Consider the following 13,994-nt stretch of genomic DNA (forward strand, 5'->3'; position numbering starts at 1 on the left):
TCATCATGGCGAAGAGCAAATTCGAGCGGACCAAGCCCCATGTGAACGTGGGGACGATCGGACACGTGGACCACGGCAAGACGACGCTGACGGCGGCGATCACGACGGTGCTGTCGAACAAGTTCGGCGGCGAGGCCAAGGCCTATGACCAGATCGACGCGGCGCCGGAAGAGAAGGCGCGCGGGATCACCATCAACACGGCGCACGTGGAGTACGAGACGGCCAACCGTCACTACGCGCACGTGGACTGCCCCGGGCACGCCGACTACGTGAAGAACATGATCACGGGAGCCGCGCAGATGGACGGCGCGATCCTGGTGGTGTCGGCCGCCGACGGCCCGATGCCGCAGACGCGCGAGCACATCCTGCTGGCGCGCCAGGTGGGCGTTCCCTACATCATCGTGTTCCTGAACAAGTGCGACATGGTGGACGACGCCGAGCTGCTCGAGCTGGTGGAGATGGAAGTTCGCGAGCTGCTGAGCAAGTACGACTTCCCCGGCGACGACACGCCGATCATCAAGGGCTCGGCCAAGCTGGCGCTCGAAGGCGACAAGGGCGAGCTGGGCGAGCAGGCCATCTTCAAGCTGGCCGAGGCGCTCGACAGCTACATCCCCACGCCCGAGCGCGCGGTGGACGGCGCCTTCCTGATGCCGGTGGAAGACGTGTTCTCGATCTCCGGGCGCGGCACGGTGGTGACCGGGCGCGTGGAGCGCGGGGTGGTCAAGGTGGGCGAGGAAATCGAGATCGTCGGCCTGCGCGACACCCAGAAGACCACCTGCACGGGCGTGGAGATGTTCCGCAAGCTGCTCGACCAGGGCCAGGCTGGGGACAACGTGGGCATCCTGCTGCGCGGCACCAAGCGCGAGGACGTCGAGCGCGGCCAGGTGCTGTGCAAGCCCGGCAGCATCAAGCCGCACACCCACTTCACCGCCGAGGTGTACGTGCTGAGCAAGGACGAGGGCGGCCGTCACACGCCGTTCTTCAACAACTACCGGCCGCAGTTCTACTTCCGCACCACCGACGTCACCGGCGCCATCGAGCTGCCCAAGGACAAGGAAATGGTCATGCCGGGCGATAATGTGAGCATCACCGTCAAGCTCATCGCCCCCATCGCCATGGAAGAAGGCCTGCGCTTCGCCATCCGCGAAGGCGGCCGCACCGTCGGCGCCGGCGTCGTGGCCAAGATCATCGAGTAAACGAGACCGCGGCGACGCGGGGAGCAGCCAAGGCCCCGCACGCCGCGCCGTGAGCGCCCGGCCGCGAGGCCGGACGGTTTCGGCAAGCGAAAGTGGCCGGTCCGTAGAGGTTTCACAGGGGCATAGCTCAATTGGCAGAGCGTCGGTCTCCAAAACCGAAGGTTGGGGGTTCGAGGCCCTCTGCCCCTGCCACCACCGGATGCAGCACCTCCAGCAGCACAACATGGCCAGTCCGAACCTAGAACCCGTCTCCACCGCAGCCGACAAGGCCAAGCTGGGGGCGGCCGCAGTCGTTTTCATCGCCGCCTTCGGCGCCTACTACGCGCTGCACGCCCAGCAGACCTGGCTGCGCGTGGTGGCCCTGCTCATATTGCTGGTGGCGGCGGCGGGGTTGTTCCTGATCGCCGGCCCAGGGAAAGCCCTGATTGCGTATACTCGCGATTCCGTACGGGAAGTTCGCAAGGTCGTCTGGCCGGAACGCAAGGAAGCGATCCAGATGACGGCCATCGTGTTCGGCTTCGTCGTCCTGATGGCATTGTTCCTATGGATTGTCGACAAGATCCTCGAATGGGGCCTGTACGACATGATCCTGGGTTGGAAGCATTGATGATCGGAGCCGACCGCAATGGTTGATACCGTGCCTGCCGGCCAAAAGCAGTGGTACGTGGTCCACGCCTACTCGGGCATGGAGAAAGCCGTCGAACGCAACCTGCGCGAGCGCATCGAGCGCGCGGGCATGCAGTCGAAATTCGGCCGCATCCTGGTGCCCACCGAGGAAGTGGTGGAAATGAAGAACGGGCGCAAGACCATCACCGAGCGCCGCTTCTTCCCCGGCTACGTGCTGGTCCAGATGGAGATGGACGACGCCACCTGGCACCTGGTCAAGCACACCAGCAAGGTGACCGGCTTCGTCGGCGGGGCGAAGAACCGCCCGGCGCCGATCAGCGAGGCCGACGTCGACAAGATCATGAACCAGATCCAGGAAGGCGTGGAAAAGCCGCGCCCCAAGGTTCTGTTCGAGACCGGCGAGATGGTGCGGGTGAAGGAAGGCCCGTTCACCGATTTCAACGGCAACGTCGAGGAAGTGAACTACGAAAAATCCCGCCTGCGCGTGTCGGTGACCATTTTCGGTCGCGCGACCCCGGTGGAACTGGAATTCCAGCAGGTCGAGAAAGTCTGATCCGAACCGGCCGGCCCCCTCGGGGAGCCGGCCGCGCGTCGTGCGGGGCGGCCCGGCACCACGCGCTTTGCAGGCGGCGCCTCGCGCACCGCCCTGAGGCCGCAAGACCGAGGAGCCCGCGTCCGCGCGGGCGTTCGAACTCGACAGGAGAAACAGCATGGCGAAGAAGATCGTCGGCTTCATCAAGTTGCAAGTGCCGGCGGGCAAGGCGAACCCCTCGCCCCCCATCGGCCCCGCGCTGGGCCAGCGCGGCTTGAACATCATGGAATTCTGCAAGGCCTTCAACGCCCAGACCCAGGGCGTGGAGCCGGGCCTCGCGCTTCCCGTGGTCATCACCGCCTTCGCGGACAAGTCCTTCACCTTCGTGATCAAGTCGCCGCCCGCCGGCGTGCTGATCAAGAAGGCCATCAAGCTGGAGAAGGGTTCGTCCAAGCCCCTGACCGACAAGGTGGGCAAGATCACCCGTGCGCAGCTCGAGGAGATCGCCAAGACCAAGGTGAAGGATCTGACCGCCGCCGATCTGGACGCCGCCGTGCGCACCATCGCCGGCACCGCGCGCTCGATGGGCGTGACCGTGGAGGGTGTGTAAATGGCCAAGAAGCTTCCCAAGCGCTATGCGGCGCTGCGCGCCAAGGTCGAGCCGAACAAGCTGTACGCGGTCGACGACGCGCTGAACCTGATCAAGGAATGCGCGGTCGCCAAGTTCGATGAATCCATCGACGTGGCGGTCTCGCTGGGCATCGACGCGCGCAAGTCCGACCAGGTCGTGCGCGGCTCCGTAGTGCTGCCCGCCGGCACCGGCAAGATCAAGCGCGTGGCCGTGTTCGCGCAGGGCGCGAAGGCCGAAGAGGCCCGGGCCGCCGGTGCCGACGTGGTCGGCTTCGAGGACCTGGCCGAGCAGATCAAGGCCGGCAACCTGAACTTCGACGTGGTCATCGCCTCCCCCGACGCGATGCGCGTGGTCGGCGCGCTGGGCCAGATCCTCGGCCCGCGCGGCCTGATGCCGAACCCGAAGGTCGGCACCGTGACGCCCGACGTGGCCGGCGCGGTGAAGAACGCGAAGGCCGGTCAGGTGCAGTTCCGCGCCGACAAGGCCGGCATCGTGCACTCGACCATCGGCCGCGCGTCCTTCCAGCCGGAGGCCCTCAAGAGCAATCTGCAGGCCCTGGTGGAAGCGCTGAACAAGTCGCGTCCGCAGGCGGCCAAGGGCATCTACCTGCGCAAGGTGGCGGTGTCCTCGACCATGGGCATCGGCGTGCGCGTGGAACCCTCGAGCCTGGCCGCGGCCTGATCGAGTCCCGGAATCGAGCAAGGACCTAACGAGCAAGCAATTTTGGTGGGTCGGACCGAGGGGGCGCCGCGAGGCGCCCGCGAGGTCCGGGCGATCCAAGACCGTCGGCGGGAAAGGGCCCCAGGGCCCGGCCCCTCAAATGCGCGAAGCGGGGCGACCCGCCCAAGCCAAGCCGGCGCAGATGGCGACCCGCTGGAACCATCCTCTTCGCGACGCGCGAGCGCCGCGGGCGGGTTGATCTCCAGAGGACGCTGCAACCCGCTTCGGGCTGCGCAAGCAGGCCGGAGCATTTCTTCAGGAGTCAACCTTGAGTCTGAATCGCACTGAAAAGCAGGCGGTCGTGACGGAAGTCGCGGCCCTTGCCGGCAAGGCGCAAACTCTGGTGCTGGCGGAGTATCGCGGAATCGAAGTGGAGCCCATGACCCGGCTGCGCGCGCAGGCGCGCGGCAAGGGCGTGCATCTGCAGGTTCTGAAGAACACGCTGGCCCGGCGCGCCGTCCAGGGCACCTCCTTCGAGGTGCTGGCCGAGGACATGAGCGGTCCTCTGATCTACGCCTTTTCCGAGGATGCCATCGCCGCGGCGAAGGTCCTCAGCGACTTCGGCAAGACCAACGACAAGCTGGTCCTGCGCGCGGGAGCCATCAACGGCAAGAAACTCGACGCCGAAGGCGTCAAGGCTCTGGCCGCGATCCCGAGCCGCGAGGAACTGCTGGCCAAGTTGCTGGGCGTGATGCAGGCCCCGCTGACCGGCTTCGTTGCCGCGGTGGCCGCCCTGGCCAAGAAGAACGAGGAAGCTCCCGCCGCCTGAGCGCGTCGCGAGCCTGTCCAAGCAAACATCGAAATATCCGGAGTACCCATCATGGCACTGAGCAAAGAAGACATCCTGGAAGCCGTCGGCGGCATGACCGTTCTGGAACTGAACGATCTGGTCAAGGCCTTTGAAGAGAAGTTCGGCGTGTCCGCCGCATCGATGGCCGTGGCCGCCCCGGGCGCTGGCGGCGCCGCCGCCGCGGCCGTCGAGGAACAGACCGAGTTCAACGTGATGCTGCTGGAAGTCGGCGCCAACAAGGTGTCGGTGATCAAGGCGGTTCGCGAGCTGACCGGCCTGGGCCTGAAGGAAGCCAAGGACCTGGTCGACGGCGCGCCCAAGGCCGTGAAGGAAGCGCTGCCGAAGGCTGACGCCGAAGCGGCGAAGAAGAAGCTCGAGGAGGCTGGCGCCAAGGCGGAAATCAAGTAATTCGCCTGGTTCCCGACCGGCCCGGAAGGCTTTTCAAGCCTTCCGGGCTTTCGCGCCTTCATGCGTCGCGGTGGTCGGAGAGCCTGTTCGGCATCCCGGCATGGGGTTTTTGAATGCCCATCTCCAACGGTGGGTATTCCAAAACGGTTTTCACGGTTTCAGCAGTTTCAGTCCAGCGCAGCGGAGCGTCCATGTCCTACTCGTTCACCGAAAAGAAGCGGATTCGCAAGAGCTTTGGCACTCGCCAAGGCGTCATCGAGGTGCCTTACCTGCTGGCCACGCAACTCGAGTCCTACGAAACCTTCCTCCAAAAGGACAAGCCGACCGACCAGCGCAAGAACGAAGGCCTGCAGGCCGCCTTCACGGCCATCTTCCCGATCGTGTCGCACAACCAGAACGTGCGCATGGAATTCCTGGGCTATAACCTCGCGCGCCCGGCCTTCGACGTGCGCGAATGCCAGCAGCGCAGCCTGACCTTCGCCAGCGCCCTGCGCGCGAAGGTGCGCCTGATCGTCATGGACCGCGAGGCCGCCAAGCCCACGGTCAAGGAGGTCAAGGAGCAGGAAGTCTACATGGGCGAGATCCCGCTGATGACCGACAAGGGCTCGTTCATCATCAACGGCACCGAGCGCGTCATCGTCTCGCAGCTGCACCGATCCCCGGGCGTGTTCTTCGAGCACGACAAGGGCAAGACCCATTCGTCCGGCAAGCTGCTGTTCTCCGCGCGCATCATCCCCTACCGCGGCTCCTGGCTGGACTTCGAGTTCGACCCCAAGGACATCCTGTACTTCCGCGTCGACCGCCGCCGCAAGATGCCGGTGACCATCCTGCTCAAGGCGCTGGGCCTGAACAACGAGCAGATCCTGGCGCACTTCTTCGGCTTCGACCGCTACGACCTGATGGATCAGGGCGCGATGATGGAATTCGTGCCCGACCACTTCAAGGGCGAGCTCGCGCGCTTCGACATCCTGGACAAGGACGGCGAGGTCATCGTCGCCAAGGACAAGCGCGTCACCATGCGCCACCTGCGCCAGATCGAGCAGAGCGGCACGCAGCGCATTTCCGTGCCCGAGGACTTCCTCATCGGCAAGGTGCTGGCGCGCAACGTCGTGTCCGAGGACACCGGCGAGATCGTCGCGCTGGCCAACGAGGAACTCAGCGAGGCCGTGCTGAAGAAGATCCGCGATGCCGGCATCCGCCGCATCGAGACCCTGTTCACCAACGACCTCGACCAGGGCCCGTTCATCTCGCAGACCCTGCGCATGGACGAGACCCCCGACCAGCTCGCCGCCAAGGTGGCGATCTACCGCATGATGCGCCCCGGCGAACCCCCCACCGAGGACGCGGTGGAATCGCTGTTCAAGCGCCTGTTCTTCGACGCCGACGCCTACGACCTGTCGCGCGTCGGGCGCATGAAGTTCAACCGCCGCCTCGGCCGCGAGGAGATCGAAGGCGCGATGGTGCTTTCGCACGACGACATCATGGAAGTAATCAAGATGCTCGTCGAACTGCGCAACGGGCGCGGCGAGGTGGACGACATCGACCACCTGGGCAACCGCCGCGTGCGCTGCGTGGGCGAACTGGCGGAGAACCAGTTCCGCGCCGGCCTGTCGCGCATCGAGCGCGCGGTGAAGGAACGCCTCGGCCAGGCCGAGACGGAAAACCTGATGCCGCACGACTTCATCAATTCCAAGCCGATCTCGGCGGCCATCAAGGAGTTCTTCGGCTCCTCGCAGCTGTCGCAGTTCATGGACCAGACCAACCCGCTGTCCGAGGTCACGCACAAGCGCCGCGTGTCCGCCCTCGGCCCGGGCGGCCTGACCCGCGAGCGCGCCGGCTTCGAGGTGCGCGACGTGCACCCGACCCACTACGGTCGCGTGTGCCCGATCGAAACCCCGGAAGGCCCCAACATCGGCCTGATCAACTCGCTGGCGCTGTTCGCGCGCCTGAACGAGTACGGCTTCATCGAGACCCCGTACCGCCGCGTGGTCGACGCCAAGGTCACCGACCAGATCGACTACCTGTCGGCCATCGAGGAAGGCAAGTACGTGATCGCCCAGGCCAACGCCATGGTCGACGACGCGGGGCTGCTGACCGACGAACTGGTGTCGGCGCGCGAGAAGGGCGAGACCATCCTGGTCGGCCCGCAGCGCGTGCAGTACATGGACGTCTCGCCTGCGCAGATCGTCTCGGTGGCGGCCTCGCTGGTGCCCTTCCTCGAGCACGACGACGCGAACCGCGCGCTGATGGGCGCCAACATGCAGCGCCAGGCCGTGCCGGTGCTGCGCCCCGAGAAGCCCCTGGTGGGCACCGGGGTCGAGCGCGTCACCGCGGTCGACTCGGGCACCGCGGTCACCGCGCTGCGCGGCGGCATCGTCGACTACGTCGACAGCGCGCGCATCGTGGTGCGCGTGCACGATGAGGAAACCCAGGCCGGCGAAGTCGGCGTGGACATCTACAACCTCATCAAGTACCAGCGTTCCAACCAGAACACCAACATCCACCAGCGCCCGGTGGTCAAGCGCGGCGACCTGATCGCCCGCGGCGACGTGATCGCCGACGGCGCCTCCACCGACCTCGGGGAGCTGGCGCTGGGCCAGAACATGCTGGTGGCCTTCATGCCCTGGAACGGCTACAACTTCGAGGACTCGATCCTGATCTCCGAGCGCGTGGTGGCCGAGGACCGCTACACCTCGATCCACATCGAGGAGCTGCAGGCGGTGGCCCGCGACACCAAGCTGGGGCCGGAGGAAATCACCCGCGACATCCCGAACCTGTCGGAAAGCCAGCTCGCCCGCCTGGACGAGTCGGGCATCGTCTACATCGGTGCCGAGGTCGAGGCCGGCGACACCCTGGTGGGCAAGGTCACGCCCAAGGGCGAGACCCAGCTGACCCCGGAGGAAAAGCTGCTTCGCGCCATCTTCGGCGAGAAGGCCTCGGACGTGAAGGACACCTCGCTGCGCGTGCCCTCGGGCATGTACGGCACGGTGATCGACGTGCAGGTGTTCACCCGCGAAGGCATCCAGCGCGACAAGCGCGCCCAGCAGATCATCGACGACGAGCTCAAGCGCTACCGCCTGGACCTGAACGACCAGATGCGCATCGTCGAGGCCGACACCTTCGACCGTATCGCCAAGCTGCTGATCGGCAAGCCGGCCACCGGCGGCCCCAAGCGCCTGGCCCGCGGCGCCGTGGTGACCCAGGAATACCTGCAGGACCTCGACCACTACCACTGGTTCGACGTGCGCCCGACCGACGAGGCGGTGGCGCAGCAGATCGAGCAACTCAAGGAGTCGCTGGACAAGCGGCGCCACGAGTTCGACCAGATGTTCGAGGAAAAGCGCCGCAAGCTCACGCAGGGCGACGAGCTGCCCTCGGGCGTGCTCAAGACGGTCAAGGTGCACCTGGCCGTCAAGCGCCGCCTGCAGCCCGGCGACAAGATGGCCGGCCGTCACGGCAACAAGGGCGTGGTCTCGAAGATCCTGCCCGAGGAAGACATGCCCTACATGGCCGACGGCACGCCGATGGACATCGTGCTCAACCCGCTGGGCGTGCCCTCGCGCATGAACATCGGCCAGATCCTGGAGACCCACCTTGGCTGGGCCGCGCGCGGTCTGGGCGCGCGCATCGACGAGATGCTGCGCGCGCACGCCAAGGCCAAGGAACTGCGCGAGCTGATGGCAGGTCTCTACAACTTCTCGGGCAAGCGCGAGCAGCTCGAGAGCTTCAGCGACGCCGAGATCCTGGAACTGGCGGACAACCTGCGCAAGGGCCTGCCCTTCGCCAGCCCCGTGTTCGACGGCGCCTCCGAGCAGGAGATCGACCAGCTGCTGCAGATGGCCTACCCCGACGAGCAGGCCACGCGCCTGAAGCTCTCGGCCTCGCGCAAGCAGGCCGTGCTGTTCGACGGACGCACGGGCGAGGCCTTCGAACGCCCGGTGACCATCGGCTACAAGCACGTGCTCAAGCTGCACCACCTGGTGGACGACAAGATGCACGCGCGCTCCACCGGCCCGTACTCGCTGGTCACGCAGCAACCGCTGGGCGGCAAGGCCCAGTTCGGCGGCCAGCGCTTCGGCGAGATGGAGGTGTGGGCGCTGGAAGCCTACGGCGCCAGCTACGTGCTGCAGGAAATGCTGACGGTCAAGTCCGACGACGTCAACGGCCGCACCAAGGTCTACGAGAACATTGTCAAGGGCGAACATTCCATCGAGGCCGGAATGCCCGAGTCCTTCAACGTGCTGATCAAGGAAATCCGCTCGTTGGGCCTGGACATCGAACTGGAACGCAACTGACCCCCGGATTTGGAGATTGGCATGAAAGCCCTACTCGATTTGTTCAAGCAGTTCCAGAAGGACGAGCACTTCGACGCCATCAGCATCGCGCTGGCGTCGCCGGAGAAGATCCGCTCCTGGTCGTTCGGCGAGGTCAAGAAGCCCGAGACCATCAACTACCGTACCTTCAAGCCCGAGCGTGACGGCCTGTTCTGCGCCAAGATCTTCGGCCCGATCAAGGACTACGAGTGCCTGTGCGGCAAGTACAAGCGCCTGAAGCACCGCGGGGTGATCTGCGAGAAGTGCGGCGTCGAGGTCACGCAGAGCAAGGTGCGCCGCGAGCGCATGGGCCACATCGAGCTGGCCTCGCCGGTCGCGCACATCTGGTTCCTCAAGAGCCTGCCGTCGCGCCTGGGCATGATCCTGGACATGCCGCTGCGCGACATCGAGCGCGTGCTGTATTTCGAAGCCTACGTGGTCACCGAGCCCGGCATGACCCCGCTGGCCAAGCGCCAGGTGCTGTCCGAGGACGAGTACGCCGCCAAGCGCACCGAGTTCGGGGACGAGTTCGCCGCCACCATGGGCGCCGAGGGCATCCGCGACCTGCTGGCCGACATGGACCTGGAGGCCGAGACCGGCGTGCTGCGCGGCGACCTGCAGGGCTCGGACACCAAGGTCAAGAAGAACTCCAAGCGCCTGAAGGTGCTGGACGCCTTCCGCAAGACCAACTCCAAGCCGGAGTGGATGGTGCTGACCGTGCTGCCGGTGCTGCCGCCGGACCTGCGTCCGCTGGTTCCGCTGGACGGCGGCCGCTTCGCCACCTCCGACCTCAACGACCTGTACCGCCGGGTCATCAACCGCAACAACCGCCTGCGCCGCCTGCTCGAGCTCAAGGCGCCCGAGATCATCGTGCGCAACGAAAAGCGCATGCTGCAGGAAGCGGTCGACTCGCTGCTGGACAACGGCCGCCGCGGCAAGGCCATGGTGGGCCAGAACAAGCGCCCGCTGAAGTCCCTGGCCGACATGATCAAGGGCAAGGGCGGCCGCTTCCGCCAGAACCTGCTGGGCAAGCGCGTCGACTACTCGGGCCGTTCGGTCATCGTCGTCGGCCCGACCCTCAAGCTGCACCAGTGCGGCCTGCCCAAGCTGATGGCGCTGGAGCTGTTCAAGCCCTTCATCTTCAACCGCCTGGAAGCCATGGGCGTGGCCACCACCATCAAGGCCGCGAAGAAGGAAGTGGATTCGCAGACCCCGATCGTCTGGGACATCCTGGAAGAGGTCATCCGCGAGCATCCGGTGATGCTCAACCGCGCCCCCACGCTGCACCGCCTGGGCATCCAGGCCTTCGAGCCGGTGCTCATCGAGGGCAAGGCCATCCAGCTGCACCCGCTGGTGTGCGCGGCCTTCAACGCCGACTTCGACGGCGACCAGATGGCCGTGCACGTCCCGCTGTCGCTGGAAGCGCAGATGGAAGCCCGCACGCTGATGCTGGCCTCCAACAACGTGCTGTTCCCGGCCAACGGCGAACCCTCCATCGTGCCCTCGCAGGACATGGTGCTGGGCCTGTACTACGCCACCCGCGAGCGCATCAACGGCCGCGGCGAGGGCATGGTGTTCGCCGACGTCGGCGAGATCCACCGCGCGCTGGCCGCCGGCGAACTCGAACTCACCGCGCGCATCAACGTGCGCCTGACCGAGTACAGCAAGGACAAGGCCACCGGCGAGCTGACCCCGCGCACCTTCATCGCCGAGACCACCTCCGGGCGCGCGCTGCTGTCGGAGATCCTGCCCAAGGGCCTGCCCTTCAGCGTGATGAACAAGGCGCTGAAGAAGAAGGAGATCTCGCGCCTGATCAACTCGTCGTTCCGCCGCTGCGGCCTGCGCGACACGGTGATCTTCGCCGACAAGCTGCTGCAATCGGGCTTCACGCTGGCCACCCGCGCCGGCATCTCGATCAGCGTGGACGACATGCTGGTGCCGCAGCTCAAGCACGAGCTGATCAGCCGCGCCGAGACCGAGGTCAAGGAGATCGAGCAGCAGTACTCCTCCGGCCTGGTCACCCAGGGCGAGCGCTACAACAAGGTGGTGGACATCTGGGGCCGCACCGGCGACGAGGTGGGCAAGGCGCTGATGGCGGGACTCGCCACCGAGCCGGTGATCGACCGCCACGGCAAGGAAGTGCGCCAGGAGTCCTTCAACTCCATCTACATGATGGCCGACTCCGGTGCGCGCGGCTCGGCCGCGCAGATCCGCCAGCTGGCAGGCATGCGTGGCCTGATGGCCAAGCCGGACGGCTCGATCATCGAGACCCCGATCACGGCCAACTTCCGCGAAGGCCTGAACGTTCTGCAGTACTTCATCTCCACCCACGGCGCCCGCAAGGGCCTGGCCGACACGGCGCTGAAGACCGCCAACTCCGGCTACCTGACCCGCCGCCTGGTCGACGTCACGCAGGATCTGGTGATCACCGAGCCGGACTGCGGTACCGCGCAAGGCGTGGCCATGCGCGCGCTGGTCGAGGGCGGCGAGGTCATCGAATCCCTGCGCGACCGCGTGCTGGGCCGCGTGGCGGCCACCGACGTGATCAACCCGGAGAACCAGGAGACCATCGTCCCCGCCGGGGAGATGCTGGACGAGGACATGCTCGACGCCGTGGAATCCGCCGGCATCGACGAGATCCGCGTGCGCACCGCGCTGACCTGCGAGACCCGCTACGGCATGTGCGCCAGGTGCTACGGCCGCGACCTGGGCCGCGGCGTGCTGGTCAACGTCGGCGAGGCGGTGGGCGTGATCGCCGCGCAGTCCATCGGCGAGCCGGGCACGCAGCTGACCATGCGCACCTTCCACATCGGGGGTGCCGCGTCGCGCGCCGCGGTGGCGTCCAGCGTCGAGGCCAAGAGCGCCGGCTTGGCGCGCTTCACCTCGACCATGCGCTACGTCACCAACTCCAAGGGCGAGCAGGTCGTGATCTCGCGTTCCGGCGAAGTGCTGGTGACCGACGACTACAGCCGCGAGCGCGAACGCCACAAGGTGCCCTACGGCGCCACGCTGTTCGTCAAGGACGGCATGGCGGTCAAGGCCGGAACCTCGCTGGCCAGCTGGGATCCGCTGACCCGCCCGATCATCACCGAGTACGCCGGCCGCGCCAAGTTCGAGAACATCGAGGAAGGCGTGACCGTGGCCAAGCAGGTCGACGAGATCACCGGCTTGTCCACGCTGGTGGTGATCGATCCCAAGCGCCGCGGCTCCGCCAAGGTCATGCGCCCGCAGGTCAAGCTGCTCAACGAGCAGGGCCAGGAAGTGAAGATCCCCGGCACCGAGCACTCGGTGACCGTGGGCTTCCAGGTGGGCGCGCTGATCCAGGTGCGCGACGGCCAGGACGTGGGCCCCGGCGAAGTGCTGGCGCGCATCCCGATGGAAGGCCAGAAGACCCGCGACATCACCGGGGGTCTGCCGCGCGTGGCCGAACTGTTCGAGGCCCGCTCGCCCAAGGACGCCGGCATGCTGGCCGAGATCACCGGCACCGTCTCCTTCGGCAAGGAAACCAAGGGCAAGGTGCGCCTGGTCATCACCGACCTGGACGGCCAGTCCCACGAGTTCCTGGTGCCCAAGGAAAAGACCATCCTGGTGCACGAGGGCCAGGTGGTCAACAAGGGCGAACTGGTGATCGACGGAGCCGCCGAGCCGCAGGACATCCTGCGCCTGCTCGGCGTCGAAGCGCTGGCCCGCTACATCGTCGACGAGGTGCAGGACGTCTACCGTCTGCAGGGCGTGAAGATCAACGACAAGCACATCGAGGTGATCGTTCGCCAGATGCTGCGCCGCGTCGAGATCAAGGACTCCGGCGACAGCAACTACATCACCGGCGAGCAGGTCGAGCGCTCCGAGGTGCTGCAGACCAACTCCGAACTGGTCGAGCAGGGCAAGATCGCAGCCACCTTCAACAACGTGCTGCTGGGTATCACCAAGGCCAGCCTGTCCACCGACAGCTTCATCTCCGCGGCCTCCTTCCAGGAGACCACCCGCGTGCTGACCGAAGCCGCCATCATGGGCAAGCGCGACGAACTGCGGGGTCTGAAGGAAAACGTCATCGTCGGCCGCCTGATTCCCGCGGGCACCGGCATGGCCTTCCACCAGGCCCGCAGGGCCAAGGAGGTGCTGGACCACGCCGAGCGCACCGCGCAGGCCGCGGCCGAGCTGCAGGCCCTGGAGGACAGCACCAACGCCTCCGAGCACGAGACCGCCGGCGACTCCGGAGAGCAAGGCGCGGTCTGAGCCAGTCCCGCGCGTCGAACGGCCGCCGGGCAACACTCGGCGGCCGTTTTTTTGCGCGGCGGGCCGGCCCTTCCGCAGGTCGCCCTACCCCGGCCCTTGTGCAGCGCGCCAATTCTTGCTATAGTTCACTTCTTCCAGACGCGGGGTGGAGCAGCCTGGTAGCTCGTCGGGCTCATAACCCGAAGGTCGCTGGTTCAAATCCGGCCCCCGCAACCAAAAATAAGCAGATAAGCCAAGCATCGCAGGATGCTTGGCTTTTTTGTTGGTGCGCCCGGCAGGGCGCACCTACTTGGAGGTGGAAGTCCTCTACCGGCCCGGCAAGGGGAACGGTTAGCCGAAGGCAAGGGTTTCGCGGGCGACCGCGGGTCTGGAGGAAGCCGGATGGCAAAGCGCTGGCCTGACGAACAGGAAGCGGATACGAGGCGACGCATCGGGGTGAGGTGCCCAAGATCATCAAAGCCCGAAACTTGCACGGAACGATGCGGCGTAGATCCGACAGGCATAAGCGTGACGGTGGGTGCGCAATACCCGGGGAGGTCTG

General features: G+C 66.2%; 10 protein-coding genes and 2 tRNA genes. 11 read left to right on the forward strand and 1 reads right to left on the reverse strand.

Annotated features, from left to right (window positions below; genetic code table 11):
• The first annotated feature begins 5 nt into the window (after window positions 1-5).
• The 8 genes from tuf (at window position 6) to rplL (ending at window position 4,904) form a co-directional block, all read left to right on the forward strand.
• Window positions 6-1,196 carry an elongation factor Tu gene (gene tuf, locus D466_RS0119400; protein WP_018914074.1) on the forward strand — a complete coding sequence of 397 codons (1,191 nt, stop codon included), beginning with the start codon at window positions 6-8 and terminating at the stop codon, window positions 1,194-1,196.
• Between the two features lie 116 nt (window positions 1,197-1,312).
• Window positions 1,313-1,388 (forward strand) — tRNA-Trp (locus tag D466_RS0119405).
• A gap of 31 nt (window positions 1,389-1,419) precedes the next feature.
• Entirely contained in the window at window positions 1,420-1,803 is a 384-nt protein-coding gene (secE, locus tag D466_RS0119410) for a preprotein translocase subunit SecE (protein ID WP_026285506.1), read from the forward strand.
• A gap of 18 nt (window positions 1,804-1,821) precedes the next feature.
• On the forward strand, window positions 1,822-2,376 hold the full coding sequence (gene nusG / locus D466_RS0119415; RefSeq protein WP_018915347.1) for a transcription termination/antitermination protein NusG: 555 nt from the start codon (window positions 1,822-1,824) through the stop codon (window positions 2,374-2,376).
• A gap of 157 nt (window positions 2,377-2,533) precedes the next feature.
• Window positions 2,534-2,965 carry a 50S ribosomal protein L11 gene (gene rplK / locus D466_RS0119420; RefSeq protein WP_018915348.1) on the forward strand — a complete coding sequence of 144 codons (432 nt, stop codon included), beginning with the start codon at window positions 2,534-2,536 and terminating at the stop codon, window positions 2,963-2,965.
• Complete coding sequence (gene rplA, locus D466_RS0119425; RefSeq protein ID WP_018915349.1) at window positions 2,966-3,667, forward strand: 50S ribosomal protein L1; 702 nt, start codon at window positions 2,966-2,968, stop codon at window positions 3,665-3,667. It abuts the gene before it with no gap.
• Between the two features lie 307 nt (window positions 3,668-3,974).
• Window positions 3,975-4,475: a 50S ribosomal protein L10 gene (rplJ, locus tag D466_RS0119430; RefSeq protein WP_026285507.1), complete on the forward strand. Its 501-nt coding sequence runs from the start codon at window positions 3,975-3,977 to the stop codon at window positions 4,473-4,475.
• A gap of 51 nt (window positions 4,476-4,526) precedes the next feature.
• Window positions 4,527-4,904, forward strand: a complete 378-nt coding sequence (rplL, locus tag D466_RS0119435; RefSeq protein ID WP_018915351.1) for a 50S ribosomal protein L7/L12 — start codon at window positions 4,527-4,529, stop codon at window positions 4,902-4,904.
• Between the two features lie 58 nt (window positions 4,905-4,962).
• Here rplL and D466_RS24990 read toward each other — a convergent pair whose 3' ends face one another.
• On the reverse strand, window positions 4,963-5,097 hold the full coding sequence (locus tag D466_RS24990; protein ID WP_255326097.1) for a hypothetical protein: 135 nt from the start codon (window positions 5,095-5,097) through the stop codon (window positions 4,963-4,965).
• Here D466_RS24990 and rpoB point away from each other — a divergent pair.
• The 3 genes from rpoB to D466_RS0119450 all read left to right on the forward strand — a co-directional run bounded on the left by rpoB (window position 5,096) and on the right by D466_RS0119450 (window position 13,669).
• Window positions 5,096-9,199 (forward strand): DNA-directed RNA polymerase subunit beta, encoded by a 4,104-nt coding sequence (rpoB, locus tag D466_RS0119440; RefSeq protein ID WP_018915352.1) that lies wholly within the window; start codon window positions 5,096-5,098, stop codon window positions 9,197-9,199. The two genes, D466_RS24990 and rpoB, sit on opposite strands and share 2 nt — an antisense overlap.
• A gap of 21 nt (window positions 9,200-9,220) precedes the next feature.
• The gene (rpoC, locus tag D466_RS0119445) at window positions 9,221-13,453 is read left to right on the forward strand and encodes a DNA-directed RNA polymerase subunit beta' (RefSeq protein ID WP_018915353.1); all 4,233 of its coding nucleotides are present in this window, start codon (window positions 9,221-9,223) and stop codon (window positions 13,451-13,453) included.
• A gap of 139 nt (window positions 13,454-13,592) precedes the next feature.
• A tRNA-Met gene (locus D466_RS0119450) sits at window positions 13,593-13,669 on the forward strand.
• Window positions 13,670-13,994 lie beyond the last annotated feature (325 nt).

Origin of the sequence: Thiomonas sp. FB-6, assembly GCF_000377645.1 — a bacterium.
Lineage (GTDB): Bacteria > Pseudomonadota > Gammaproteobacteria > Burkholderiales > Burkholderiaceae_C > Thiomonas_A.